Raw genomic sequence first — 25,063 nt, 5'->3', positions numbered from 1 at the left:
TTGTCCCGGCCACGCCTTTCCGGGCGTGGCCGGTTTCGGCTTTCACTCGCACTTTCCCGTGCTTCCCCGCACCACCACTTCTCCTCGTACCCGTTCCACGCGCGACCGCCGACCCGCCGGCTCCCGCAGGGCCAGTTCCAGGACCGCGCGGCCCATCTCCGGCAGCGGCAGCGCCACCGTCGTCAGCGGCGGAGTGAGTTCGCGTACGAGAGGGATGTCGTCGAAGCCCGCGAGCGACACGTCGTCCGGGACCCGCACGCCCCGCTCCCGCAGCGCCGCGAGCGCGCCGACCGCCATGACGTCCGTCACCGCGAAGACGCATGTCGGCGGGCGGCCCCTGCGGAGCAGTTCCGCCGCGGCCGCGTAGCCGCCGTCCCGCGTGAACGTGCCCTCCACGACCCGGTCCCGGGGCAGCGCGACACCCGCCTCCGCGAGCGCCGCGCGGAACCCCGCCAGCCGGTCGGCGACCGTCGTGAGGCGTTCGGGTCCGGTGAGGACGGCGAAGTCCCGGTGCCCGAGCCCGAGGAGCGCCCGCGCCAGCGCCGCGGCGCCCTCGCGGTTCTCGGGCAGCACCGTGTCCACCCGCAGGCTGCGATGCCGGCTGACGACGGCGACCCGGCCTCCGCTCCGTACGTACGGCGTCAGCTCGGCCGCCAACTCCCGTTCCCAGGAGGGGTCCTGGAAGCCCGAGCCGATGAGGAGCACGGCGCGGGCCCGCTGGGCGCGCAGCATCGACACGTACGCGATCTCGCGCCCCGCCTCCCGGAACGTGCTCGCCAGCATGACGAGCAGCCCGCGCTCGGCCGCCGCGGCCATCACCCCGCTCGCGATGGCGGCGAAGTAGGGGTCGCCCACGTCGTGGCAGATGACGCCGACCGTGTTGTTGGAGGAGCTGGCGAGGGCCTGCGCGTGGGCGTTGGGGATGTACCCGAGGCGGGCCGCGGCGGCCAGGACCCGGCTGCGGAGGTCGTCGCGGACGCGAGCCGTGCCGTTCAGGGCGCGGGACGCGGTGGCGAGCGAGACCCCCGCCGTCCTCGCGACCGACTCCAGTGTGACGTGCAGACCGCGCTCGGCTTCCCTCACCGCACCCCCAGGGTCGTGGCCCACGCCGCGAAACTCAGGTCCGACCTATTGACCCTGCGGTCGGCCACTCATTAGCGTGGCGGACAGCCTACCAGAAAGCGCTTTCTGAAAGCGTTTTCCGGTGATGCATCCGCATCTGCATCCGCTCTCCGCAACTGCATCCGCTCTCCGCAACTGCCTCCGAAGTCCGCCGAACGTCAGGGGAGTTCACCGTGAGCCAGAGCGTCGTGACCGGAACCCCTGTGAAGACGGCGGGGGTCGCCGAACGGGAACGCCCGAGTCTGGGGCGTCGTACCGCCGAAGCGGCCGAGAAGAGCTGGCGCCCCCTCGCGCTCCTCGTCGTCTGTTTCGCCGCCTGGTGGGTGATCGCCGCCACCGAGATGGTCGAGGCCTATCTGGTGCCCTCGCCCGGCGCCACCCTCGACGTCATCCTCGACAAGCCCGACTACCTCTGGCAGCACACCTGGGTCACCACGTACGAGACCCTGATCGGCTTCCTCATCGCCGTGGCCGTCGGCATCCTCTCCGCCGTCCTGATGGTCGCCTCGACCACCGTCGAGAAGACCCTCTACCCCATCCTGCTCTTCGCCCAGGTCGTGCCGAAGATCGCGATCGCCCCGCTGTTCGTCGTCTGGCTGGGCTTCGGCATCGCCCCGAAGATCCTCATCGCCGTCCTGATCGCCTTCTTCCCCGTCGTCATCTCGATGGTCACCGGACTCAAGGCCGTGGACCCCGAGATGCTGCAGCTCTCCGCCACGATGGGTGCGCGGCCCTGGCAGACCTTCCTCAAGATCCGCTTCCCGGCGTCGCTGCCGCACCTCTTCTCCGGCCTGAAGGTGGCGGTCACGCTCGCCGTCACGGGCGCGGTCGTCGGCGAGTTCGTCGGCGCCAACGAAGGCCTCGGCTACGTGATCCTCCAGGCCAACGGCAACCTCGACACCCCCATGCTCTTCGCGGGGCTCCTCGTCATGTCGCTCATCGGCGTGGTCCTGTTCGCGATCGTGGAGATCGCGGAGAAGCTGCTGCTCCCGTGGCACGCCAGCCGCAGGGACCAGGGCGCGACCACCACGTACTGACCCCCGCCCGACGCACCCCCTCCATGTCCTCCGTACGCGAGAAGGGCCGTCCCATGCACGCGCGCAGACTCCTCACCGCCCTCGTCCCCCTGGCGCTCGTCGCGGCGACCGCGACGGCCTGCGGCGACGACGACAAGACGAGCACCAGCGCCTCCGGCGAGAAGCTGGACAAGGCGACCCTGACCCTCAACTGGTACCCGTACGGCGAGCACGCGCCGTTCTACTACGGCAAGAAGCAGAAGATCTTCGAGAAGCACGGCATCGACCTGGAGATCAGGGCGGGCCAGGGCTCCCAGAAGACCGTGCAGGCGACGGGCGCGGGACAGACCGACTTCGGCTGGGCCGACACCCCTGCCGTGCTCGCCGGAGTCGACCAGGGCGTCAACGTGAAGAGCCTCGGGGTGTTCCTGCAGACCACGCCCGCGTCCGTGCAGTCCTTCGAGGCCGAGGGTGTGGCGTCGCCCGCCGACCTCAAGGGCAAGACGGTGGCGGGTACGGCGGGCGACGCGCTCACCAAGACGTTCCCGATCTTCCTGGAGAAGAACGGCATGGAACTCTCCGACGTCAAGGTCCAGAACACCGACCCCGCGGGCAAGATCGCCGCGGTGATCTCCGGCAAGACGGACGCGCTGCTCGGCTACGCGAGCGACCAGGGCCCCACCATGCGGAACAAGGCCGAGAAGGACGTCTCGTACCTCCGCTTCTCCGAACACGGCCTGAACTTCTACTCCAACGGCCTCATCGCCGGCAGCAAGACCCTCCAAGGCCGGGGCGATCTGGCCAAGCGGATGACGGCGGCGGTCAGCGAGGCGTGGGCGGCCGCCGAGAAGCAGCCGGGCCCGGCGGTCGCGGCGATGGAGGGCGCATCCGAACAACTCCCGCCCAAGGACGTCCTGTCGGAACAGTTCAAGACGACGCTGACGCTGCTGCACACCGACGCCACGAAGGGCAAGGCGCCGGGGGCCAACACCGAAGCGGACTGGAAGCAGACCATCGAGGTCTTCTCCGAGGCGGGCCTGGTCAAGAACCCCAAGTCCGTGACGGAGTACTGGGATTCGGCCAAGGGGATCAAGGGGTGACCATGCCCGACGACACGACGCTCGGCAAGTACGGCGGACCCACGCGGGTGAACGCGGCGGGGGACGTGGCCACGGGTGTGGCTACGGGTGTGGGCGCGAGTGTAGGGGCGGGCGTGGGCACGGCCGCACCCGCCGTGCGGATCGGCGATGTCGCCGTGCGCTTCCGTACGAAGAAACGGGACGTCACCGCACTGCGCGACGTCTCACTCGACGTCGGCGCGGGCGAATTCGTGGCCATCGTCGGCCCCTCGGGCTGCGGCAAGTCGACACTGCTCAAACTCGTCGCGGGACTCCTCACGCCGTCGTCGGGCGAGGTGCTCCTGGGCGGCGAGCGGGTGCGGGGGCCGCGGCCCGACATCGGGTACGTGTTCCAGCGCGCCGCCCTGCTCGACTGGCGCTCGGCGCGCCGCAACATCCTCCTCCAGGCGGAGATGCGCAGGCTCCCCGCGGAACGGGCACGCGCGCGTGCCGACGACCTGATCCGCATGACCGGGCTCGACGGCTTCGAGGACGCGTACCCGCACGAGCTCTCCGGCGGTATGCAGCAGCGGGTGGCGCTGTGCCGCGCGCTGCTGCACGAGCCGCCCGTGCTGCTCATGGACGAACCGTTCGGCGCGCTCGACGCGTTGACGCGGGAGCAGCTGAACGTCGAACTGAACCGCATCTGGCGCGAGACCCGCACCACGGTGCTCCTGGTGACGCACTCGATCGCCGAGGCCGTGTACCTCGCGGACCGCGTCGTGGTGATGAGCCCGCGCCCGGGCACGGTGACGGAGATCATCGAGGTCGGCCTGCCGCCGGAACGGGGGTACGCGGAGACCTTGGCCTCGCCGGAGTTCCGCGAGGCGACCGGGCGGGTCAGGGGGCTGTTGGGGGCGGCGTCGGCGCACGACTGAGCAGTAGTCCACTGAGTAGATCTCGCTGCTGAGTGCCTTGGGCAAGACATCAGCCTGGGAGAGGACTTACGGGCCCTCGCCTCCGAGACAGGCTCGGTTCTGGCTACCCGCGCTAGGTCTTGCGCTTCTTGTAGGTGTCGTACAGCAGAGTGCCAACGAAGACGATGGGCGCCCACAACAGAGCTGTCCACCCTGCGAAAACGACGGCACCCGAGAACGGAGTACCGCCCACGAGGACCAAGAGCCCAGCAACCAGCCCAAGAACGACTGCCGTTGTCACTGAGACGAGGACGCGCTGCGTAAGGCTGTCGATACTGGTGTCACCCATGCTGTTCCCTTCGCGTACCCGATGGTCGAGAGGTAGACGTTTCCAGTCCGGCAGGGCTGCGCCCGCGCGCATGCACTTGCTGAGGTGCTGCAACTCGCTCCCCACGCGCCGTCGTTGGGCTCCGCCTCCGAAACGGGCCTCCAGACGCAACACGTGAGTCCGTAGGTGCCAACGCCTTTGAAGCGCTTGCTGACCTTCTTCACGTCCGGCCAGACACAAGGACGTCTTCACCGCCTTCGTCGACGACGTCTTCGTCTGCGCTGTACACCGCTGGCCCTCGAAGCCGGCCGCAGTCCGGGGCGGCGGGGTCATAGGTGAAGGAGACGTTGCTGCCTCCTCGGGCATGCGAAGGCCCGGCCGCGTCTGCAACCGGGCTTGTTCCTGGGTCAGACCTCGCAGAAGCCCGTCGCCCGGAGGGCTTCGTTGATCTTCGCGCCCTGCCCCTCTGTCGTCATCACGTCCTTGTACGTGAAGCGCTGTGACGCCAGCCAGTTCAGGCGCTTCGCCTTGCCGTTGATCGCCATGCACTGGTTCCGCGAGGCGTCGACGGCCCTGTCCTCATAACGGACGACGTTCGGAGCTGCGGCCTGTAGGGCCCGGATGAGCTTGGCTTGCTCGGCAGCGTCGGGCTTCGGCGGCAGACCGGCCGATCGGACGGCGTCGTCCTTCTGCTTCTGCGTGGGCTCGGCGGCGCTCGGCTTGGGCTTCGGTTCGGCGTCGGTCTTGTCGTCGCTCGATGAGCAGGAGGTGAGCGCAAAAGCGCACGCGAGAAGCAGTCCGGTGGTGGTGATGCGGTGGTTCATGGTCCCCCCCAGGGATGTGTGGTGCTGAGGGAGGCCATCATGCCGCGTGGGACGGGTGCGGTGGCAGCCCGATTGGTTTCGGGCATGCCGGATCGGCGGATGAATAGTTGGTGTTCCATCAGTGGGGGTGCCCGACGAGGTGACCTTGGAGGAGGGCGAGCAATACAGCATCCGTAGCGTCCCTGCCCGCCGGTCTGGTACCGATCTCACGTTTTCGGGACCCCACGTCCACAGCACGGCATCGCGCAGTGATCCGCCCCCCTACACGCGGGAGGCCTTCTTCATAAGGGTCGTGAACGTGGACGGACCCCGGTCAGTGTGTACTTCCCGAACCTGCTGTTCGATCGGCGGCACGCCTGGGGGCTGGACACGAGGCCGTTCAAGTTCGAGATGAACGGCTTCCACTTGTTCGTGCGGGCAGTGGGCTCATGAGGTGGGGTCACATCGAGGCGCGTCTTCGTAGAGAGGCTGTCGAGCGGATAGCCGTGAAGGGACATGCCCTTACCCGCTGCGTGCAGGTCCAGGCGCCCTCACCTGCTCGCCGGGAACTGACCGCGAACATGCGGCGGCCCCGACCAGGTGTCTGGTCGGGGCCGACGTCTACTCGGCCTTTACTCTCCGTTGCCGGCTCCGAACTATCCAGAGCACTACGCATGCGATCAGAGCAGCTGTGAAGAGGACTGACACTGCAATGCGTGAGACGAGCCAGGCGGTGCCGGGCGGATGCCACAGTTCTTCGGCCAGGTTCAACGTAACCGCGAGTGAACAGGTAAACCACAAAGCGCTCTTAGCGTGACTGGCAGACTCTTCCGGGTTCACTTTTTGTTCCCTCTCACTCCGGCGCCCACGCATACGGGTTGCGGCAGCTGTTCAGGTCCTTTGCTCTGTCCTTGAGCGAGTTGTCGGTGTCTTCCCATGCCTTCTTTGCGTAACACCCGGCTGGCGCCGCGCTTGAGGCCCTGCCCAAGTGGTGGAGACCGGAGGGGGCCTGGTTACCGCCCGCGAAACGGTAGGGCTTGGTGGCCTTCCCCGAGGTCGCCGACCGCTCCACCAGCGCCTGCGCGGCGACGCCGACTGTACATACGCACAGGCCAACCCCCGCCGCGCGGGGAGAAGTCCGAGCGGCGGGGCCACTTCCCCTTGTTCGGCACTTCGGCCAGTCTCGTGGTGTGGTACAGCAGAGCGCTGAGCGGAAAGTACGCTGTCACTTGCCTCGATCGCGCCGCAACCGCAGCAGTAAGAGAACGCCCAGGGCGATTACCGCGGCGCCGAACGCTACTTGTCCCCAAAACGGTAGGCCAGGACCACCGCCTGGAGCAGCAAAATCCATCACTGCCATGTCTCTTCCTCTCGGGCCCTATTGAGGCGCTCGGATGAATCGCGCCGCCATCGTTGAAGCTGACACCGCCTCCGACGCAACCTCCGAATGCGCAGACTTCCCCGCTGAACCCCCATGGGGCCAGGCCGCTGGGGTCGTTGCGGCTTACGGGGGTCCCCTTCGGCGTAGAGGTAGGGGTTCCGTTCCTGGCCGGAGGGGCCGGGTTGGGTGAAGCGGTCGATGTTGGGGTCGTAGTGGCGGGCCGCATAGTGGTAGAGGCCGGTGGGGTCCTGGTAGCCGCCAGCGAAGCGGTGGGGCTGGGGGTCTTCTCATTGGTCGTGGAATGGGCTCCGCCGCGCGGGCTGTAGGAGTATGTGTTGACTTTCTCGCCGGCCTCGTCGGTGACCGCCACAACGGAGTCGATGGCGTCGCCGAGGTGGAAGTAGCTCTTTCCGTCCCGGGGCATGGAGTTCAGAGTGCCCCCGGGCTCGCGACTGAAGCCCTTGTCCACACCGGCAGTTGAGGTCGCCGACAATCCCAGCGGATCGTTGTGGAAGTACGTGTCACCGACCGAAGCCTGATCGGCGTCCGCCCAGGCGCTGAGCCTGCTGGCGTCATAAGCCCTGACGAAACCGTCGGCCCCCGCGGACCAGCCGCGCCACTGCCCCCAGGGGAGCGCCACCTGTGTACCGCCCGGCGCGGACGTTGCCCTGCTCGCACGGCGCCAGCGCGCCCCGCTGCCGCCCGCCGAAACCCCTGCCAAGCCCGGCCGTTACCGCCAGGCACCTGCCCCGCCGATGGCCGAACCACGCACGCTCCCGCAGCGAATCGCAGCCGCGACGGAGCCTTCGTCTGCCGTGGCGTGTCCTTCAACAGCCGGTGCGAGGCCCCGTCTTCCTTCGCAGCCGCGCCTCCGTCGGCAGTGACTTGCTGTCGCCTACACGGAACCAACCGGCCATGAAAGTGATCAATACCAGTACCACCTGAATGGCCCAATGCTGTTCTCGAACGGGAGATCTGAGTTGCAGTTCACGGTTCGCCAACCGCTGTCCGGTAGACCCGCCATAGCCATGCTGGCGCTCGTCGGCATCACTGCCGGCGTACTGATCGGCCGGACAGGGCTTCGCACCGTGGTGGGCTGCGGCGCCGCAGCCGACGCCTACCCCTCGCAGAGCGCAGCGGACTGGAAGGCCGGCGCGGACCACGTGGTCGTGGCGCTGCCGACTGCCGAGCGCGAGAGCAACCGGCATGACGTCGCCAAGGGGCCGGTGCGGTACACGATCGACCGCGCACTGACGCTCCGAAAGGAGAAAGTGCTCTGGTCCGCCGCCACCCCCCGGCATGAGCTGGGAAGCGAGTTCGAGATGACCGCGCCAGGCTGGTCGGTGTACCGGAACGGCAAACGAATCGAGAGCATGGCTCCGGAGGCACCCCGGCTCGCGACCGGTCACACATATGTCCTCGCCCTGCGCTGGGACGCAGGCCACTGGGTGGTTCTCGGAGAGGGCGCCGCCGTGCCGTTCGACGACCATGTGGCGGGGCGAGGGGAGTGGTGCGGCCAGGTGCTGAGCGAGGACGACTTCGCCAAGGGCGAGCGGTTCTCCCAGCGCGTCGGCCACAGCCTGGAAGAGACCGTACGGGGGCGAGACGAAACGGCCATCCTGCGGGAACTCGAAAAGGCGAGGGCCAAGCGGCCGTAACGCGGTGCCATGCCCACCCTTCGTCCGCCGCGCGTAGCGGCGCGTCAGCTCCGGTATCTGTTCGACGAACGTGCGATGCGAGCACGCGGCGTTCTCACATCTGTCCGACGTGCTCGCGGCCGGACTTGCATGCCTCGTCTAACGGCTGTCCCGTATAGAGGAGTTGTCGACGTCCCGGATTCGGGATAGCGTCCCGGATATGGAACAAGATGGAGAGGGAGTCGACGCGCGCCTCGCCGCTCGGCTCTCCGAGCTGCGGGCCGAACGCGGCTGGTCCCTCGGCGAGTTGGCCGAGCTCAGCGGGATCAGCCGCTCCACCCTGTCCCGCGCCGAGCGCGCGGAGATCAGCCCCACCGCGGCGCTGCTGAACCGTCTCTGCGTGGTCTACGAACGGACCATGTCGCAGCTCCTCAGCGAAGTGGAGGCGGAGCCCGCCCAGCTGGTGCGCGCCGTGGACCAGGCGGTCTGGGCGGACGACGAGGCGGGCTTCATGCGCTGGGCCGTCTCGCCGCCCCGCACCGGGATGCGCGGAGAACTGGTCGAGGGCCGACTCCAGCCGGGCGCCGACATCGCCTACGACCGGCCGCCCGTGCCCGGCCTCGAACAGCACATCTGGGTGCTCGAAGGGGCCATGGAGGTCACGGTCCAGGGCGAGCCGCACAGCCTGCGCACCGGCGACTGCCTGCGCTTCCGGCTGTGGGGCGCGTCCCGGTTCCGCTGCGCGGGCGAGGAGGCGGTGCGGTACGCGCTCGTGGTGGTCAAGCCGTGAACGTGCCGCGGGTTGCCGGCGGCCCGGCGGCCGACGCCCCGCACATCGAACGCCTCACCGCCGCCGGTCTCCACGCCGTCGCGGACCAGCTCGGCGACCTGCTGGTCGACACGGTGCGGAGCGGCAGTTCGCTGGGGTTCCTCGCGGGGCTCGACCGGGCCGCGGCGAGTGGTTGGTGGCGAGGGCTCGGGCCCGTGGTCGAGGCGGGACGGCTCGCCGTCTGGGTGGCGCGGGGCCGGGAGCGTGACGACTCGCGGATCACGGGCACCGTCAGCGTCGCCTTCACCGACAAGCCCAATGGGCGTCACCGCGCCGAACTCGCCAAGCTGATGGTGCGCCCCGATGCCCGCGGGCAGGGCCTCGCCCGCACCCTGCTGGCCGCCGCGGAACACGCGGCGGCGGAAGCGGGCGTCACCCTCCTCGTCCTCGACACCGAGACCGGCAGCCCCGCCGAGACCGTCTACCGCAGGGCGGGCTGGACCGAGGCCGGCACCATCCCCGACTACGCGGCGGACCCATCGGGTGCCCTCCACGCGACGACCCTCTTCTACAAGCGACTCGGCACAGCGGCTCGGCGCCGGGTGACCGACGCCGAGCCGGAGCCCGCGGTGCGTCAGTAGCGCAGCGCCGCCAGATACGCGTAACTGTTGCGCGCCGTCGCGAACGGGTCCGCGGGGGAGTCGTGCTCGACCAGCCACTGCCGGACGCCCCCCACGCGCGCGTGGGCGAACATCGCGGCGAAGTCGAGCGTCCCCGAACCGACGTCGGCGAACCCGCCGTCGGGCGCCATGTCCTTCACGTGCAGCGCGGGGAACCTGCGCGGGTGCCGCCGGAAGTACGTCGCCGGATCCGCGCCGCCCTTCACGGCCCAGTACACGTCCAACTCGAACCCGACCAGCTCGGGATCGGTCTCGGCGACCAGCACGTCGTACAGGTTCGTGCCGTCGACCACCACATGGTCCGAGCCGTGGTTGTGGAACAGCACAGGGCCGAGCCCCGCCTCGCGCGACGCGCACCCGATCCTGTTGAACTGCCGCGCCGCCTCCCGGAACCCGACCGGCGTGTGCAGCGCGCCGGGCAGGCTCGGCACGACGGGCCACTTCGCGCCCAGGGCGTGCAGGTCCTCCAGCGCCTGCGGGAGCCCGGAACCGGTGAGCGTGGGATAGGCGACGTGCTCAAGAACCGCGCGCAGTCCGACGGCGTCGAGCATCCGACGGATGGCCACGGCGTCGTACCCGTGGCGGCCGCTCACCCCCACGGTCGCGTAACCGATGCCGGCGAGCTGCTCCAAGGTGCCCGCGAAGTCCCGCGCCAGGGCGTCGCGCATCGTGTACAGGTGCATGCCGATGCCGCCGCGCGGAATACGCCGCTTGTGCGCCCGTTCCGCCGCCCGCGCGGGCAGCGTCCCGCCGACCGCTGCCGCGAGCCCCAGCGACGTACCGAGGGAGGCGCGGAGGAAGGCCCGTCGGCCGCTGTTGACGGAAGACGCGCTCGGATACCTGGTCATCGTCGTCCTCACTTCGCCGAGATCCGGACGGCGCCGGTCGTCGTGTCACCCTTGTCGTCGGTGACGGTCAGATGCGCCGTGTACGTCCCCACGCGCGCGTACGTGTGCTCGGCGCTGCCGCTCTCCGTGCCGCTGGGCTTGGAGTTGTCCCCGAAGTCCCAGTGGTACGAGGCCGCGGTCCGGCCGGCGGGGAGTTTTACGGTGCTCGTGAGCTTGACGGCGAGCGGCGCGGGACCACTGGCCGGTGCCGCCTTCACCGTCACCTTCGCTCCGGCCTTCTTCTCGGCCCCGGGGCCGTTGAAGTGCAGCCAGTCGACCGTGAGCAGGTCGGCCTTGTCGGACGACCACTCCGGGTTTTTGAATACTGCATACGTGTTCGTCGTGCCGTCGTGAGGGGCCAGTTCGGTGGTCGGTGAGATGAAATTGCCCCACCCTCCCGTGTTCGGCACGCTCACCTTCCCGAGCAGCCGCCCCGTGGGAGACCCGGCGCGGAACTCGACGTCACCGCCGAGACCGCCCGAAGCTGCACCCACCGTCACCGAGTCGACGCCTTTCAGGTGCACCGGGTCGAAGGAGACCCAGTCCCCGTCCTCGATCTCGATGAGCCGCTTGCCGCCGGACGCGTCCGCGCGGTCGCCGATGTCGGCGCCGCCGTGCGCGCCGCCCGTGGCGGTCCGGTGCTCGGCCTCGCGGAAGGACGTCCGCAGCGTCAGCGACGCGGACCCCGTCAGCGCGGGCACACCGCTCGCGCCCTTGTCCTCGTACTGCGCCGTGATGCCGTAGTACAGGTTCTGCCCCGGGCCGTGACTGTCGCCCGCGTCCGTCACGATCTCGCCCGCGCAGCCGGTGTAGTTGTCCAGCGGATGCAGATGCGTGTCGTGGCCCAACTGGGACTGCACGACGACCCGCGCGCAGTCGATCCGCTTGTCCTCCCGGTCCGTCACCTTGACCTTGAACGGAATGGTGTCCCCGAAGCTGAACGTCCCGCCGTTCGGCGGCTGCTGGATCGTCACTTCCGGCCGTGTGTTGCCGACCGTGATGTCCCGCACCGCGAGATTGCTCAGCTCCTTCGGCCCGGTCACCTTGAGACGGGCTGTGAACTGCCCCTTCCGCGTGTACGTGTGCGTCGGGTTCGCCTCGGTCGAGTCGGTCCTGCCGTCGCCGTCGAAGTCCCAGGCGTACGTGACCGGCGTGTCGCCCGGCAGCCCCGACCCCTCGCTCGAGAACTTCACGGTCAGAGGCGTGCTGCCGTTGTCCGGCGTCGCGCTCACCCGGGCGTCCGGGAGGCGGCCGTCGGCCACGTAGTCGATGCGGTAGATGCCGGAGCCCTCGTTGCTGCCGCCGCGGCCCGTACCGCTGCCGAGCCCGAAGTCGATCACGTACAGCGCCCCGTCGGGCCCGAAGTCGGCATCGAAGGGCTGGTTCCACTTCATGTCGGAGAACACGGAGTTGATCGACTGCACATCGCCCGCCTTCGCCGGCGGGAAGCGCGGATCGGAGAACGACTGGTCCTTCTCCTGGATCGAGAAGGTCTTGAACCACTGCCGGGTCAGCTCGTACGCGAGCCACTTCCCCTCGAAGTACTCGGGGAACTTCGTTTTGTACGTGTTCGCCGCGTCGTAGTCGTACACGGGGCCGCTCATCGGCCCGCCGCCGCCCGTGCCGAGCTCGGGGAACTCCTTGGACTCGGAGTACGCGTACCAGACGTCGGCGGGCTTGGCGGGCGGCAGCTCACGCAGCCCCGTGTTGTTCGGCGAGTCGTTCACGATCTTCGAGCAGTCGAATTTCGCCTTGGATGTCTTCGTCGCGAAGTCGTAGTCGTTGAACGGAGTGTTGGCGCCGATGCAGTACGGCCACCCGTAGTTGCCGGCCTTGGTGATCCGGTCGAACTCGACCGTCCCCTCGGGGCCGCGGTCCGCCACCGCCTTCTTCGCGTCGGGACCGTAGTCCGCCATCAGCAGCGCGCCGCTCACCGGATCGGTCGTGATGCGGAACGGATTGCGCAGCCCCATCGCGTACACCTCGGGCCGCGTCCTGTCCGTACCGGGCGGGAACAGGTTCCCCTCCGGCACGGCGTACGTCCCGTCGTCCTTCGGCGTGATCCGCAGGATCTTGCCGCGCAGATCGTTCGTGTTCCCCGCGGTGCCCTGCGCGTCCCAGGCGCGGCGCCCCTCGCGCTCGTCGATCGGCGCGAAACCGTCCGACGCGAACGGATCGGTGTTGTCGCCCGTGGCGACGTACAGGTCACCCTTCTTGTCGAACGCGATCGACCCCGCCATGTGCGAGTTGGCCCGGCCCTCGCCGCGCCACGTCGGAATCGTGAGCAGCCGCTTCTCCGACGACGCGTCGACCTTCCCGTCCGCCTCGGTGAAACGGGAGAGGTTGATCCGCTTCTCCGTCTTGTCGGAGTGCAGCAGATACAGCCAGTGGTTGTCCTTGAACTTCGGATCCAGCGCGAGGCCGAGCAGCCCGTCCGACTGGCTCGTCATCTCCGGCGTGTACGCGAGGTCGAGCGCCGTGGAGACCTTGAGCGACTCCTGGTCGATGATCTTCAGCTTCCCGGTGCGCTGGACGAAGAAGACCCGGCGATCGGGCGCGACGGCGAGCTCGAACGGGTCGGCGAGATCGTCGGTGGCCAGCGGAGTCCGCTGGAAGGCACCCGTCTTGGTGGCCGTGCAGTCGCCCGGCTTGTCACCGGCGGCCCACTGGATGCCGCCGAGGATGTGCCGGAGGAACCCCTCCTCCTGGAAGGCCGACGCGGCGTGCCCGCCCGCCGTGTACCAGGAGCGGCCGCCGTCGTAGTTCTGGCACCAGGACCACGGGTGGTCGGCGCCCTCGTCGAGCCCCGTGATGCCGTCGCGCACCTTGATCTGCGCGAGGGTGTGCACCTTCCCCGTGGGATTGGTGCGCCAGTTGTACCACTCCTCCTCGCGCTCCCAGAGCTCCGGAAGCCCCTTCGTGGACGGGTGCGCGTGGTCGAGCACCTTGACCCGTCCCTTCTGGACGGCGGGGTGCTTGTCGAAGATCGCCCCGACCAGACCCTCGTACCACTCCCAGTCCCGCTCGCTCGCCGACGCCGCGTGCAGCCCCACCCAGCCGCCGCCCGCCCTGACGTACTTCTGGAACGCGGCGCGCTGCTCCGCGTCGAGCAGATCGCCCTTCTCGGGCGTGGAGTTGGTGTTGTTGAAGACGACGGCCTGGAACCGGGCCAGGTTGGCGTCGGTGAACGCCCCGGCGTCGTCGGTGGCCTCGACCTCGAAGCCGTGCTCGCCGCCGAGCTTCTTGATCGCCTCGACGCCTGCCGGAATCGAGTCGTGGGGGTAGTTCGTGACCTTGGAGAAGACCAGGACACGGAAGGCCGGCGCGGCCTCGGCGCGGGGCGGGGCCGCGAGGCCGAGACCCACGACGAGCGCGAGCAGGGCGACGAAGACGAGCAGGGCTCGGGGCGCGCCTCGCGGCGCTCCCCTCGGAGCCACGGAACTCGCGGAACTCATGGAACTCATGGCGCTCCCTGGGCTGGGCTGGCTTGGCTGATGGCCGGCTGCCGGTTGCCGGGTGTGCGGTGAGTCGCGTGTGCGGGGCGCTGAAGGCGGCGCTCGCTTAGAAAGCGCTTTCATTGCGCGGGACTCAGGGTAGGTTCCGGTTCCGTGGAGGGTCAATGGGTCGGACGGGTCGGGTGGGTTCCGATCGGCCTCCGGCCGAGTTCCGCCGAGTGTCGGCCGCGTTCCGGCCGGGCTGCGACGCGCTCCGTCCGGGTGGGTTCTGCATGAGGTCCCGCGCGCGGGGGAGGCTGGCCGGGAGACGGTCGACCGCAATCATGAAGACCGTCGACTGTATGCACGAGACGGACGACCGCATACACGAACTACATCGACCATGGACCGTACGTACCCGTACCAGGGAGCCCGCGCGATGACCGACCGAGCCGACGACACCAACGCCAACGCCCCTGCACCCGCCTACACGGCGGGACTGCTCAACGCCGCGGACGGCGTGCCCGTGGCCACGTACACCTGGCTGCCGGCCGACGGCAGGCCCCGCGCGTACGTGCAGATCGCGCACGGAGCCGCCGAACACGCCCTGCGCTACGACCGCTTCGCCCGGCACCTCACCGAGCACGGCTACGGAGTGGTCGCCTCCGACCACCGCGGCCACGGCGCCACCGCCCAGGCCACCGGCGGCTACGGCGTGACGTCCGAGTCCGCGGGCCCCGACGACGCCGACACCTGGCGGGCGATCGTCGACGACCTGAAGGCCATCGGCGACCAGGTGCGCACGCTGCACCCCGGCGCCCCGTTCTTCCTCCTCGGTCACAGCCTCGGCTCGATGCTCGCGCGGGACTACGCCCAGGAGTACGCCGACGGACTCGCCGGAGTGATCCTCTCCGGTACGTTCCGCTCGCTGCCCGGCGCCGAGATCGAGGGGTCCATCGCCCGCCTGGAGCGCGAGGTGACGGAGGGGGGCCGAGCCGCCCGCTCGTCGTACGTCTCCGACCTCTTCGCCTCGTTCAACGACCCGTACGAACACCGCACCGGCTTCGAGTGGCTCTCGCGGGACGAGGCCGAGGTCGACGCCTACGCCGCCGACGAACGCTGTGGATTCGCCTTCTCGGCCGGCCTCTCCCTGGACTGGGTGCGCGCCGTGCGGAAGATCAACGACCCGCGCAACATCGCGCGCATCCCCGCCGATCTCCCCATCCACGTCGCCGTCGGCGAGCAGGACCCCTGCAACCAGCGCATGACCCTCGTCCACGAACTACTGGAGGACTTCCGCTACGCGGGCGCGGAGGACCTCACCTGGAAGGGCTATCCGGACGCCCGCCACGAGATCCTCAACGAGACCAACCGCGACGAGGTCCAGGAGGACTTGACGGAGTGGTTGGACAAAAGGGTGCTCTGACCCCAGGCAGGATGGACGGGCGTCGAGGGGCCAGTGTCAGTGGCGTTGGCTACGGTTCATGGCATGTCGAAGTCCAGATCCCGCGCCCGCGTCACCTCGGATGACGTGCGCCGCATCGCGCTCGCCCTGCCGGAGACGGTGGAGAAGGTCGCGTGGAGCATGCCCACGTTCCGGGTCGCCGGAAAGATGTTCGTGACGGTTCCCGACGACGAGACGTCCTTCGCCGTGCGCTGCCCGAAGGTCGAGCGCGACGAGCTGGTCCTCGCCGAGCCGGACAAGTTCTGGGTCGCCGCCCACGAGGCGGGCTCGGCATGGGTGCGGGTGCGCCTCGCGGCGCTGGACACCGACGAGCTCAAGGACATCCTGGCCGACTCCTGGCGCCAGGCCGCCCCGCCCCGACTCCTGGAGCAGCACCCCGAGTTGGGGGTGGCGTCGCCTGAGCACTGAACCGCGCCACTCGTCGAGTGCCGACCGGGATATTCATAGAGAGCGCTGTCCATGCTCCGTGGCATGATCCCACCGTCGCGTAGGGGGAGGGGTGGGGGAGCGTGTCGAAGGGCTCGGAGGCGCACTCGCAGGCGCAGGGGATGAGTGACGGAGGCATCTGGTCCCGCGACTTCGGGCTGTTCTTCGCGGCCCGTGCCGTGGCGAAGCTCGGCGACACGATGCTGCCGGTCGCCCTGGCCGCCGGACTGCTGCGCCACGGACACGGCGCCGGAGCGGTCGGCCTCGCGATGGCCGCCACGACCGTGTGCTTCGCGGGCCTCGTGATCTTCGGCGGGGTCTTCGCGGACCGCTTCAGCACGCGCCTGCTGATGATCGGCGCGGATCTCGTCCGGCTCGGCACCCAGTCGCTCGCGGCGGTGTTCTTCTTCACCGGCAATGTCGTCCTCTGGCAGATCTGCGCGATCGGCGCGGTGAACGGCGCGGCCGCCGCCGTCTTCCAGCCGGGCGTCGCCAGTACGGTCCCGCGCCTCGCCGCCGACGTGCAGAAGGCGAACGGTGCGATACGCGTGGCCGAGTCGACCGCGTCCCTCGCGGGTCCGGCCGCCGCCGGAGTCCTGGTCGGCCTCGCCTCGCCGGGTGCCGTCTTCGCCGCGCACGCGGCGACGTACGGAATCAGCGCCCTCTGCCTCCTCGTGCTGCGCCTGCCGCCCGCCCGACCGGGATCGCAGCCCCACAGCGACGGTTTCCGGGCCGACCTCGTGCAGGGCTGGCGTGAGTTCAGGTCCCGTACCTGGCTGTGGGGCGTCATAGCCGTCTTCGGCGTGCTGATGATCACGACCACGGGGCCGACCGTGCCGCTGGTGGCGACGCTCGTGGTCCAGGAGCACGGCTCCGGCGCGTACGGCCTGGTGAACTCCGCCCTGGGGGCGGGCACCGTCCTCGGCGGCCTCCTCGCCCTGCGGCTGCGCCCCCGCCGCATGCTCCGCGCCGGAGCGATCGCCCTGGTCGCCTACGCCGCCTTCCCCGCCGCAGTCGGCGCCCAGCTGAGTGTGCCGCTGATGTCGGCGGGCGCGGCCGTCGCCGGCGCGGGCGTCTCCTTCTGGGGCGTGATGTGGGCGACGAGCGTCCAGACGCAGGTCCCGCCGGACGTCCTGAACCGCATCCACGCCTACGACGTCGCCGGTTCCCTCGCCCTGCTGCCCGTCGGCCAGGCCCTCGCGGGACCCGCGGCGGCGGCGTTCGGCGCGGAGACGGTGCTGCTGACGGGCGGCGTGATGACAGTGATGGTCTGTATCGCCCTGTTCGCGATCCCGGCGATCAGCGGCCTGGTCCGCGCGGACGCCCCCACGCTGTCCGGTGCGATCCCTGCGCCCGGCTCGAGGCACGCGAGGGCGGGACAGACGGGACCGGACGGCGGCCGGTGATCCGGGTCACAGGGGCGCAAGGCTCGTCCCCTCACGAGCCCGAGGCGGCGGGGGAGAGGCGGCTGGTTCAAGCTCATGCCCGCACCCGACCCGGGAAAGGCGTGAGCGATCACGGGTCGGAGTGCGGTATTGTTTCGGTGCGCGTTCGGCCAGGGGAAACCCCAGGTCACACGGGCAACGGGACGTGGCGCAGCTTGGTAGCGCACTTGACTGGGGGTCAAGGGGTCGCAGGTTCAAATCCTGTCGTCCCGACTCGTAAGAGTCGCAGGTCAGGGGCCGTTTCAGAGGAATCTGAAACGGCCCCTCGATCGTGTTCGGGGAAAAACGCGTGCCGCGTGAGGGGGCGCCCGCCAGGATGAGGACCATGACTGGTGAGACGCCCGTGGGGAGCCGGCAGGACGTGGAGGACGCGGGGCGCCCGCTCGCCCTGGTCACGGGGGCGGGGCGGTCGGCCGGGATCGCGGCGTCCGTCGTACTGGAACTGGCCCGGGCCGGGTGGGATGTGGCCTTCACGTACTGGACTCCTTATGACGCGCGGATGGAGTGGGGTACGGAGCCGGGCGCGGCCGAGGAGCTGCGGGAGCAGGTGGCGTCCCTGGGGGCGGGAACGTTCGCGGTCGAGGCGGACCTGAGCGATCCGACCGTGCCGGCGCGGCTCTTCGACGGCGTCGAGCGCGAGCTGGGGAACGTCACCGCGCTGGTGCTATGCCACTGCGAGTCGGTCGACTCCGGCCTCCTCGACACCACGGTGGAGAGCTTCGACCTGCACTTCGCGGTCAACGCGCGGGCGACCTGGCTGCTGATCCGGGAGTACGGGCTGCGGTTCCGCGGGCCGCACGGCAGCGGCCGTGTCGTCAGTCTGACCAGCGACGACACCGCCGGCAACCTGCCGTACGGGGCCAGCAAGGGGGCGATGGACCGGATCACGCTGGCCGCCGCGCAGGAACTCGCGCACCTCGGGGTGACCTGCAACGCGATCAATCCCGGGCCGACGGACACCGGGTGGATGACCGATGAGCTGAAGGCGGAGATGATCCGCGCCACGCCTCTGGGACGCCTCGGTGTGCCGCGGGACTGCGCGCGTCTCGTTTCGTTCCTCTGCTCCGCGGAGGGCGGCTGGATCAACGGACAGCTTCTCCAGAGCAACGGCGGCATGGCATGACCGACCCGACCCGCGACCCGGACTTCCTGCGGAACCCGTACCCGGCGTACGCGGCGATGCGGTCCGCCTGCCCGGTGGGACCCGTGCCCGGTGGGTCCGGTGGGTCCGGTGGGTCCGGTGAGGTCGGTGGATCCGGTGGATCCGGTGGGCGCACCAGCTACCTGGTCACCGGCTACGCGGAGGCCCGTGAAGCGCTGGCCGACGCGCGGCTGTCGAAGGACACCGCGGTCTTCTTCGCGGACAAGGGGTCACGCCGCCGCCTGCACCCCGCGGTGGCGCACACCATGCTGGCCAGCGACCCGCCCCGGCACACCCGGCTGCGCAAGCTGGTCACCAAGGCGTTCACGACGGGGGCCGTCAAGAAACTGTGCCCGTTCATCGCCCGCACCACGGACGAGTTGCTGGACCAGTGGACGACCGGCGGGCGGTATGACTTCGTGGCAGACCTCGCGGTGCCGCTGCCCGTCATGGTGATCTGCGAACTGCTCGGAGTGCCGCGGGCCGACCGGCCCGACGTCCGGCGCTGGTCGGCGGAGCTGTTCGCGGCGGGAGAGCCGGACGTCATCGACGACGCCTCGCACGCGATGGCCGACTACATGACGGGCCTGATCGCCGCCAAGCGCCGGGCACCCGGCGACGCGCTCCTCGACCGGCTCATCGCGGCCCGCGACGGCGACGATCGCCTGAGCGAGGACGAGCTGATCTCCCTCGCGGTGCTCCTTCTCGTCGCCGGACACGAGACCACCACCAACTTCCTCGGCAACGCCCTCCTGGCGCTGCTCCGGCACCCGGACGAACTCACCCGCCTCCGGCGGCACCCGGACGACATCCCCGGCTCGCTGGACGAGTTGCTGCGCCACGACTCTCCCGTGAGCACGGCCACCTTCAGGTTCACCAAGGAAGCCGTCACGCTCGGCGGCACCGACATTCCGGCCGGCGTCCCGGTCCTGGTCGCCCTCGGAGCGGCCAATCGCGACCCGGCACGCTTCTCGTCACCGGACGCGCTCGACCTGGAGCGAGACGCTTCCGCACACCTCGGCTTCGGCCACGGCATCCACCGCTGCGTCGGCGCTCCCCTCGCCAAGGCCGAGGCGGAGATCGCCCTGCGAGCGGTGCTCACCCGCTTCCCCGCGATCCGCCTCGCCACCGCGCCCGACCAGTTGACCTGGCGCCACACCCGCCTCGTACGCGGCCTCGCGTCGCTCCCGATCCTCACGTGACCCTCTGGCGTTCGGGGAGTGTTGGACGGTTTCGTCGTCGATGCCGAACCCCACGAAGGCGGCGGCCGGGACGCCGAGGCCGAACTAGGGGCGCGCCGCCGCCCAGGGCGATGGCCCACGTCACGCTCAAGTTCCCGAAAGCCGGCCGTACGCCGGTAAGGGGTGGGGTGCGTGATGGTCACCTCGCCGTCATCGACCCCGTCGTGAACGCCCGGAACGAGAACCTCAGCTCACCTCCACCTCCCCGGTACTGGGTCAACTCGACTTCCTGCACGTCCTCCGCCATTCCCGGCCCTGTTACCCGCTTATGACACAACGATCTTGAAATGGCCGTCATCACCCAAGTAGGTTCACCGTGCACCGATTTCCCCTCACCAGCCGGCGCCCGGCGCCGGGAGAAGAGATGCCTCATGGGTTCCCACGCTCGCCCCAGCCGGCTGCACCGGACCGGGGCCCGGATCGCGACCGTCGCCCTGGTCGGGGCCGTCCTCCCGATCACCGCCGGCGGTCTCGCCGAGGCGGCCACCCCCAGTGCCACCCACTCCGTCGACGAGAATGAGCGGACGAGCGGCCAGGCTGCCGGGACCGTCGGGCAGGGACAGGAACAGGGCCGGGGACAGGGCGCGCCCGACGCGACTGGCCAGGACGCCCCCGTCATCAAGGCCGACCACGCCTTTCTCCTGGACGCCCGCGACGGCAGCCAGGAGCGGGAGATGTGGGCCGGGGCGAAGGCCGACGAGAGCGTGGCGATGGCCAGTACGACCAAAATCATGACCGCCCTCGTCGTGCTCAAGTACCCGGAGCGGCTGGACCAGCAGTTCACGGTGAAGCAGGAGTACCGGGACTACGTCGCGAAGGCCGGTTCCAGCACGGCCGACCTGCAGACCGGCGACAAGCTGACCGCCAGGCAGCTGCTGCACGCCATGCTGCTTCCCTCGGGGGCGGACGCCGCGATGGCGCTGGCCGACAACTTCGGGTCCGGGGACACCATGGACGCGCGGATCGCCGACTTCGAGAACCAGATGAACGCCGAGGCGCAGCAACTGGGCCTGACGGGCACGCACTTCGACTCCTTCGACGGCATATCGCACGGCGACAACCGCAGCACCGCCCGCGACCTCGCCAAGCTCGGCCAACGCGCCATGCTGAAGCCGGTGTTCGCCGACGTCGTGAAGAAGAAGCAGTTCAAGACCGAGGCCCCCGCGGCCAACGGCCGTACCCGCTACTACACCTGGAACAACACCAACGTGCTGCTGAGCACCTACGACGGCGCGCTGGGCATCAAGACCGGCAGCGGCGCGGAGGCCGGCTACGCCGTCGTCTTCGCCGCCGAGCGCGACAACCGCACCCTGGTCGGCGCGATCGTGGGGGCCGACAAGGACCGCTTCGAGGACGCCGCCAAGATGCTCGACTGGGGGTTCGCCCACTGACCGGATGGGGCCGGAGAAGGCGCAGCCGCCGCCGGGCGCTCCGGCGCTCCGGCACGAACGCGGTCGCCGCGCCACCGGACATTGTCGGGAATTTGACGACAACGCCCTTCGGATAGCACCCTTCCCTGCTGACCTTCGCACCGAGCGGTCCGGCCGCCCGGCACTCCGTATGCGCGCATATGGAGTGCCGGGCGCCGTGACGTGCCGCGCGCCGTGCCCTCGTGTGCGAATCCCCCCTCAGCAAGGAACCTCATGTCGACTTCCCCCGCCCGTACCGTCGCGCCCGCCGACGGCGAGTCCGCCGCGGACGACGACGAAGGCGGCCATCCGGAGGAAGAGGGCCGCACGGCGGGCGCCGCGGCTCCCGGTGGCCGTGGACGCACCGACCTCCCCGTACTGGCCGTCAGCGGCGGGCTGCTCACCGCGTTCGTCCTGGCCGCGCTGATCGCGCCCACGGCCACGGGCGACGCCGTGAACGCCGTGTTCACCTTCGTCGCGCGGTGGTTCGGTCCGCTGTGGCAGGTGCTGCTGCTCGCGACGTTCGGCGTCGCGCTGTGGCTGGGCTTCTCCCGGTACGGGAAGGTGCGGCTCGGGGGCGCCGGGGCGCGGCCGGAGTACGGCAGGTTCCAGTGGATCGCGATGATCATGTCGACACTGCTCGCGGGCGGCGGCGTCTTCTTCGCGGCGGGCGAGCCCGTGGAGCACTACATCAACACGCCCCCCTTCTACGACGGCGTCAAGAGCGGCACCCAGGAGGCGGCCGACGCCGCGCTCTCCCAGAGCTTCGCGCACTGGGGCTTCCTCGCCTGGGCCGTCCTAGGCACGCTCGCCTCGATCGTGATGATCCGGGGCCAGGAGCGCGGCATGCCGCTGCGCCCGCGCACCCTGCTGCACCCGTTCCTCGGTGAGCGCGTCCGGCACTCCCGTCTCGGGGCCGCCGTCGACATCGTCTGCGTCATCGCCGTGGTGGCCGGCACCGTCGGCCCGATCGGCTTCCTCGGCCTCCAGGTCTCGTACGGGCTCTCCGAGGTGTTCGGCATCTCCGGCGGCTACCCCGTGCAGCTCGGCGTCATCGTCCTGCTGACCGTCGTCGCGGTGCTCTCCGTCGCCAGCGGTGTCGACCGCGGCATCCAGTTCTTCAGCAAGGCCAACATCTGGCTCGCGGTCGCCCTGATGGCCGTCTTCCTGGTCCTCGGCTCCCTCGGCTTCGTGCTCGACTCGTTCCTGGGCGGCTTCGGCCAGTACGCGCGGGACTTCGTTCCGCTGGCGCTGAACCGGGGCGACCACGCGTGGCTCGGCTCCTGGACGGTCTTCTTCTTCGGCTGGTTCCTCGGCTACGGGCCGCTGATGTCCATCTTCGTGGCCCGCATCTCCCGGGGGCGCACCCTGCGCGACCTCGTGGTCTCCACGGCGATCGTGCCTCCGCTGGCCACCATGTTCTGGTTCACGGTGTTCGGTGGCACCGGCATCTTCCTGGAGCAGCGCGACCCCGGCGCGATCTCGGGCCCGCTGAAGTCGGTCGGCATGGACGCCGCCGTCATCTCCATGGCGCAGCGGCTGCCGATGGGTGCGGTGGTCGCGGTCGCGCTGCTGCTGCTGACGATCACGTTCGTGGTGACGACCACCGACTCGATGTCGTACAGCATCGCCTCCGCGGGCACGAGGGCCGGTGAACCGACGCGTGCGGTACGGGCGTTCTGGGCACTGTTGATGGGCGCGGCGGCCGCGGTGCTGATCCTGGTCGGCGACGGAGGCATCACGGCACTGCAGTCGTTCATCGTGGTCACGGCGGTGCCGGTGGGCTTCATCATGCTGCCGACGCTGTGGACGGCGCCCCGGGTGGCGCGTGAGATGGCGCGGGAGCAAGGGCTCGTCCCGCCGGAGGTGCCGTCGGAGGTCCCGTCGCAGGTCCCGCAGGAGGTCCCGCAGGGCCGGGGGTGAGCTGTTGAGCTCCACGCCCGCCCCTCAGTCCGCGGCAGCCGCCCTTGCCGTGCCATCCGCTTCCGCAGTCGACCTCCTCGCCCGGAGGAGTCACGACGGCCTTCTCGGGCGTGAAGCCCTGCCTCGGCTCGACTTTCTCACTCAGGATCAACCCCTATCAGGAGTGCCTCAACACGAAGGAGCAGGGCGAGAAGGTGCAGCTGCTCTCCTGACGCAGTAGTGGGGGTGCGGGATCGGCTCCGGCATCGGCATCGGCAGCCGCTCCGGCATCGGTTCGCGGCGCGTGGCGTCATCGCTCCTTCTCGCGGTGGCGCCACGCTCACGTTCCGGCGCACCGAGACGCGCTCCTGCAATCCGGTGACCGGGCGCGTGTCGAGCGTCTGAACGCATCCTGTTTCCCGCCCAGGATCTACGTTTTTCTCCGCAAGTGCAGACCGGGTTTTCTCGGAGGAAACTCGGCGCGTCGCCAAGGAGAAATGACGGCATGATGTTTCGAAATGCAGTGAGCGGATGCCTTGCGGTTGCTCTCGCTTCCGTGGCCTTCACCGGTGTCGCGCAGGCGGACACCCAGCACGTGCGGGACTCCGGCGCCTCGGTGTCGGCCCCGGCCGCCAAGCCGGTCAAGGGCACCGTCACCTCCCGGCTCGGAGTCAACGTACGCCAGTACCCGACCTCCAACTCGAAGGTCGTCGGGACCTACCGCTACAAGCAGGTCATCGACCTGATCTGCAAGAAGACGAACGGTCAGCCGGTCAACGGAAACCGCGTCTGGTACAAGGTCAACAAGCCCAACGGCTGGGTCACCGCCCGCTTCGTCAAGAACCACGCCGCGGTGCCCCTGTGCAAGTAAGCAGGTAGGTACGCAGGCAGTCGTAGTTTCTTCGGCCGGGCGCCCCGTGCGCCCGGCCGAAGGCGTATTGGCCTTTTGGTCAATGGAGACTGGCCTTTTAGTCGAAGCGCTCTGCGGCGTCCGACTCGTAGCGTTGTGGATGCCGGAGGAAAGGAAAAGGACTTTTCCTCACCGTAGATAGATGAGCAATTCAATGCGACACTCACGTCTCGCCGCACGATACGTACGACCGCCGTCACCCCGGGTGCCGTCGTCGCGGGCCTGCCCGGGTCGGCGCGCCGCATGACGGCCACGAGACGCCGCATGGCGCCGAGGGCCTCCGTCGCCTCCCGCTCGATGCGTTCCAGCACGGCCGCGGTCTCCCCAGGATTCCGCGCGACCTCTCCCGGGTCCTGCGCGGCGAACCGTGCGGCCTTCGTCTGTACGACGATGCCGGTGACGTGATGCGCGACCACGTCGTGCAACTCGCGGGCCAGTTCGCGCCGTTCGGCCGAGCGCAGGTCGTCGAGGTCCCGTACGCGCTGCTCCGACTGCGCGCGCAGCAGCAGCGAGAACGCCGCGACGATCACGGTGATGAGCGTGATCGCCAGCGTCCATTCGTGCGGGTTCGAGTCGCGGGCGAAACTCGCCGCGCGCAACCGCGCCGAGATCGCCGTGTGGGCCTGGGAGAGCGGCCCGGCCCGCGGCTGAGGGAGGGGCGACTCGGGGCGGCTCATGTTTGTGCCCCCGGGGCGGCCGTGTGCGTCCGGGGGCGGGGTGTGCGAAGGGGTCGGTGGCCCGGCGTCTACGCGGTCGTGTGGGCGAGCTCCTGGCCGAGGTGGTGGGCGAGCTGGGCCGGGGTCGGATTCTCGACGATGGCGACCATCGCGATCTCCATGCCCGTCAGTGTCATCAGGGTCTTGGTCAGTTCGAGCGCGGTGAGGGAGTTGAGGCCGTTCTCGAGGAAGTTGCTGTCATCGGTCAGCGTGGTGTTGAGGAGGGTGCCGGCCTGCGTGCGAATGGTGTCGGTGAGGAGCTTCTCGCGCTCCTCGGGGGTGGCCGCGGCGAGCTGCTTCTCCAGCTCGGTGGCGTCCTGGCCGGGCGTGTTGTCGGTGCTGCTCATGAATGCTCCTGTGTGAGTGGGGTGTTGAC

Annotated in this window: 20 protein-coding genes, 1 tRNA gene and 2 pseudogenes; 16 read left to right on the top strand and 7 right to left on the bottom strand. The window is 69.7% G+C overall.

What is annotated here, in order from left to right:
• Positions 1 to 42: 42 nt before the first annotated feature.
• On the bottom strand, positions 43 to 1,083 hold the full coding sequence (locus tag DEJ48_RS04755) for a LacI family DNA-binding transcriptional regulator (RefSeq protein ID WP_223831901.1): 1,041 nt from the start codon (positions 1,081 to 1,083) through the stop codon (positions 43 to 45).
• Positions 1,084 to 1,295: 212 nt separating this feature from the next.
• Here DEJ48_RS04755 and DEJ48_RS04750 point away from each other — a divergent pair, with 212 nt between their 5' ends.
• Genes DEJ48_RS04750 through DEJ48_RS04740 form a run of 3 tightly spaced genes read left to right on the top strand, consistent with a single transcriptional unit; the run spans position 1,296 to position 4,134 of the window.
• Positions 1,296 to 2,159 (top strand): ABC transporter permease, encoded by an 864-nt coding sequence (locus DEJ48_RS04750; protein WP_223831900.1) that lies wholly within the window; start codon positions 1,296 to 1,298, stop codon positions 2,157 to 2,159.
• A 53-nt stretch (positions 2,160 to 2,212) separates the two neighbouring features.
• Positions 2,213 to 3,238 (top strand): ABC transporter substrate-binding protein, encoded by a 1,026-nt coding sequence (locus DEJ48_RS04745; RefSeq protein ID WP_150220964.1) that lies wholly within the window; start codon positions 2,213 to 2,215, stop codon positions 3,236 to 3,238.
• A 2-nt stretch (positions 3,239 to 3,240) separates the two neighbouring features.
• Positions 3,241 to 4,134 (top strand): ABC transporter ATP-binding protein, encoded by an 894-nt coding sequence (locus DEJ48_RS04740; RefSeq protein ID WP_150214736.1) that lies wholly within the window; start codon positions 3,241 to 3,243, stop codon positions 4,132 to 4,134.
• Positions 4,135 to 4,848: 714 nt separating this feature from the next.
• On the opposite strand, the gene DEJ48_RS04735 is transcribed toward DEJ48_RS04740, so the two are convergent.
• Both DEJ48_RS04735 and DEJ48_RS41020 read right to left on the bottom strand, forming a co-directional pair.
• Positions 4,849 to 5,265 carry a hypothetical protein gene (locus tag DEJ48_RS04735; RefSeq protein WP_150214734.1) on the bottom strand — a complete coding sequence of 139 codons (417 nt, stop codon included), beginning with the start codon at positions 5,263 to 5,265 and terminating at the stop codon, positions 4,849 to 4,851.
• A gap of 1,329 nt (positions 5,266 to 6,594) precedes the next feature.
• Positions 6,595 to 6,846, bottom strand: a pseudogene (locus tag DEJ48_RS41020) (hypothetical protein); the annotation flags it as partial.
• 172 nt (positions 6,847 to 7,018) lie between these two features.
• Here DEJ48_RS41020 and DEJ48_RS41015 point away from each other — a divergent pair.
• The 4 genes and pseudogenes from DEJ48_RS41015 to DEJ48_RS04715 form a co-directional block, all read left to right on the top strand.
• Positions 7,019 to 7,081 (top strand): annotated as a pseudogene (locus DEJ48_RS41015) (hypothetical protein); the annotation flags it as partial.
• Between the two features lie 497 nt (positions 7,082 to 7,578).
• Entirely contained in the window at positions 7,579 to 8,283 is a 705-nt protein-coding gene (locus DEJ48_RS04725; RefSeq protein ID WP_150214732.1) for a hypothetical protein, read from the top strand.
• A 199-nt stretch (positions 8,284 to 8,482) separates the two neighbouring features.
• The gene (locus DEJ48_RS04720) at positions 8,483 to 9,052 is read left to right on the top strand and encodes a helix-turn-helix domain-containing protein (RefSeq protein ID WP_150214731.1); all 570 of its coding nucleotides are present in this window, start codon (positions 8,483 to 8,485) and stop codon (positions 9,050 to 9,052) included.
• A 2-nt stretch (positions 9,053 to 9,054) separates the two neighbouring features.
• On the top strand, positions 9,055 to 9,672 hold the full coding sequence (locus DEJ48_RS04715) for a GNAT family N-acetyltransferase (protein WP_411757524.1): 618 nt from the start codon (positions 9,055 to 9,057) through the stop codon (positions 9,670 to 9,672).
• Here the strand turns inward: DEJ48_RS04715 and DEJ48_RS04710 are convergent.
• Both DEJ48_RS04710 and DEJ48_RS04705 read right to left on the bottom strand, forming a co-directional pair.
• Positions 9,666 to 10,559, bottom strand: a complete 894-nt coding sequence (locus tag DEJ48_RS04710) for a sugar phosphate isomerase/epimerase family protein (protein ID WP_150214729.1) — start codon at positions 10,557 to 10,559, stop codon at positions 9,666 to 9,668. The genes DEJ48_RS04715 and DEJ48_RS04710 overlap by 7 nt on opposite strands.
• Positions 10,560 to 10,567: 8 nt before the next feature.
• A complete protein-coding gene (locus tag DEJ48_RS04705) occupies positions 10,568 to 14,062 on the bottom strand; it encodes a ThuA domain-containing protein (RefSeq protein ID WP_223831899.1) in 3,495 nt (1,164 codons plus the stop codon).
• A 409-nt stretch (positions 14,063 to 14,471) separates the two neighbouring features.
• Between DEJ48_RS04705 and DEJ48_RS04700 the strand changes: the two genes are divergently transcribed.
• From DEJ48_RS04700 to DEJ48_RS04660, 9 genes are all read left to right on the top strand, one after another.
• Positions 14,472 to 15,458 (top strand): alpha/beta fold hydrolase, encoded by a 987-nt coding sequence (locus DEJ48_RS04700; RefSeq protein WP_150214727.1) that lies wholly within the window; start codon positions 14,472 to 14,474, stop codon positions 15,456 to 15,458.
• A 63-nt stretch (positions 15,459 to 15,521) separates the two neighbouring features.
• Entirely contained in the window at positions 15,522 to 15,905 is a 384-nt protein-coding gene (locus DEJ48_RS04695; RefSeq protein ID WP_150214724.1) for an MmcQ/YjbR family DNA-binding protein, read from the top strand.
• A gap of 140 nt (positions 15,906 to 16,045) precedes the next feature.
• Positions 16,046 to 17,329: an MFS transporter gene (locus tag DEJ48_RS04690; RefSeq protein ID WP_150220961.1), complete on the top strand. Its 1,284-nt coding sequence runs from the start codon at positions 16,046 to 16,048 to the stop codon at positions 17,327 to 17,329.
• A 178-nt stretch (positions 17,330 to 17,507) separates the two neighbouring features.
• Positions 17,508 to 17,581 (top strand) — tRNA-Pro (locus DEJ48_RS04685).
• 112 nt (positions 17,582 to 17,693) lie between these two features.
• Positions 17,694 to 18,491 carry an SDR family oxidoreductase gene (locus DEJ48_RS04680; RefSeq protein ID WP_150214722.1) on the top strand — a complete coding sequence of 266 codons (798 nt, stop codon included), beginning with the start codon at positions 17,694 to 17,696 and terminating at the stop codon, positions 18,489 to 18,491.
• Positions 18,488 to 19,711 carry a cytochrome P450 family protein gene (locus DEJ48_RS04675; protein WP_150214720.1) on the top strand — a complete coding sequence of 408 codons (1,224 nt, stop codon included), beginning with the start codon at positions 18,488 to 18,490 and terminating at the stop codon, positions 19,709 to 19,711. Before DEJ48_RS04680 ends, DEJ48_RS04675 begins: the two co-directional genes overlap by 4 nt.
• A 410-nt stretch (positions 19,712 to 20,121) precedes the next feature.
• Entirely contained in the window at positions 20,122 to 21,141 is a 1,020-nt protein-coding gene (locus DEJ48_RS04670) for a D-alanyl-D-alanine carboxypeptidase family protein (protein WP_150214718.1), read from the top strand.
• 252 nt (positions 21,142 to 21,393) lie between these two features.
• Entirely contained in the window at positions 21,394 to 23,082 is a 1,689-nt protein-coding gene (locus DEJ48_RS04665; protein ID WP_150214716.1) for a BCCT family transporter, read from the top strand.
• 535 nt (positions 23,083 to 23,617) lie between these two features.
• Positions 23,618 to 23,932 (top strand): SH3 domain-containing protein, encoded by a 315-nt coding sequence (locus tag DEJ48_RS04660; protein WP_190537205.1) that lies wholly within the window; start codon positions 23,618 to 23,620, stop codon positions 23,930 to 23,932.
• Here the strand turns inward: DEJ48_RS04660 and DEJ48_RS04655 are convergent.
• Both DEJ48_RS04655 and DEJ48_RS04650 read right to left on the bottom strand, forming a co-directional pair.
• Positions 23,827 to 24,501 carry a histidine kinase gene (locus DEJ48_RS04655; RefSeq protein WP_223832429.1) on the bottom strand — a complete coding sequence of 225 codons (675 nt, stop codon included), beginning with the start codon at positions 24,499 to 24,501 and terminating at the stop codon, positions 23,827 to 23,829. The genes DEJ48_RS04660 and DEJ48_RS04655 overlap by 106 nt on opposite strands.
• 215 nt (positions 24,502 to 24,716) lie before the next feature.
• Complete coding sequence (locus DEJ48_RS04650; RefSeq protein ID WP_150214710.1) at positions 24,717 to 25,034, bottom strand: acyl carrier protein; 318 nt, start codon at positions 25,032 to 25,034, stop codon at positions 24,717 to 24,719.
• Between the last annotated feature and the right edge of the window lie 29 nt (positions 25,035 to 25,063).

This window comes from Streptomyces venezuelae (assembly GCF_008642315.1).
Lineage (GTDB): Bacteria > Actinomycetota > Actinomycetes > Streptomycetales > Streptomycetaceae > Streptomyces > Streptomyces venezuelae_D.
Note: the sequence above shows the minus strand (reverse complement) of the source record. Positions and strands in the feature narration are given on the sequence as shown.